The 1,094-nt window shown below is 63.7% G+C and carries 2 protein-coding genes; both read right to left on the bottom strand.

Annotated features, from left to right (window positions below):
• On the bottom strand, positions 1 to 689 hold a 689-nt coding region (locus AWB68_RS45280), incomplete at its 3' end, for a TolC family protein (RefSeq protein ID WP_200828987.1).
• A 99-nt stretch (positions 690 to 788) separates the two neighbouring features.
• Positions 789 to 1,094 (bottom strand): AI-2E family transporter (locus AWB68_RS45275; protein ID WP_125483315.1); only part of this gene is annotated, 306 nt, incomplete at its 5' end.

Raw genomic sequence — 1,094 nt, 5'->3', positions numbered from 1 at the left:
TGATGCGCGAGCACGATCTGGCTTTCCAGATCGGGGATGCTGCTCAGTGTGCCCAGATACTGCGTCTTGGCCTGCTGGAGGTCCAGTTCGTCGGTCTCACCACTCTTGAAGAGCTTTTGCGCAATGTCGAAGCTGCGCTTTTGCAACTGGGCGTTCTCGCGCGCGATACGCAGGCGCGCCTCGGCCGTGCGCAGCGTGAAATAAGTATCGGCGACCTGCGCATGCAGCAGGACCAGCGCGGCATCGCGGTTGGCTTGCGCGGCAAAGAACGCGGCGTCGGCCGACTCGATCGCGCGGCTGAAACGCCCCCAGAAATCGAGCTCCCATCCGACGCTCAAACCCGCACCGTATTGCAAGTAAGCGCCCGACCGGGGATTGAATCCATCCGAGCGCTTCTGCGCCGCGGCAAGCAGGTCGGCGTTGGCCTGCTGTACCTGAGGATAGCGTCCCGCGAGGGCGATGCCGAGTTGCGCGCGGGCCTCCAGCACGCGCAGGCCAGCGATCTTCACATCGCCGTTGTTGGCATCGGCTTGCGCGATCAGGCCCTCGAGGTTCTGGTCAGCGAATATCCGCCACCATTGCCGGATGTCGGGCTGTGATGCCTGCTGCGTGACCTGCTCGATCGATGCGCTGCTCCAGTGTTCCGCCCAACTCTCGTTCTGCGGATGAAAGTCGGGTCCCACACGCATGCAGCCGCTCATGCATCCGCTCATGCAGCCGATTGCCAGCAGCAGCCAGCATGGGCGCGCGCAGGGTGCCGCCGGGTACATGGATCAGCCCCGGCTGCATCAGGCGTGTTTCTCTTCCTGTTGCTCTTCTTTCAAGCGCTCCGGCTTCGCCGGCTCCCTTACCCATCTCCAGAACAGCTGATAGCCGACCGACAGCAACACGGGACCGATGAACAGGCCGATGATGCCGCCCGTCACCATGCCCCCGAGCGCCCCGATCAGCACCACCGGCATCGGTACGGCGACGCCGCGGCCCAGCAGCAATGGCTTGAGCACATTGTCGGCCAGGCCCGCGACGAACACGTAGACGGAGAAGATGACCGTCATCGCGCTGACGCCTTGCGTGGCAATCACGTAGACAATCAC

The organism is Caballeronia choica (assembly GCF_001544535.1).
GTDB classification, from domain to species: Bacteria; Pseudomonadota; Gammaproteobacteria; order Burkholderiales; family Burkholderiaceae; genus Caballeronia; species Caballeronia choica.
The sequence above is the reverse complement of the archived record's forward strand: the minus strand, read 5'-3'. Positions and strand labels throughout refer to the sequence as shown.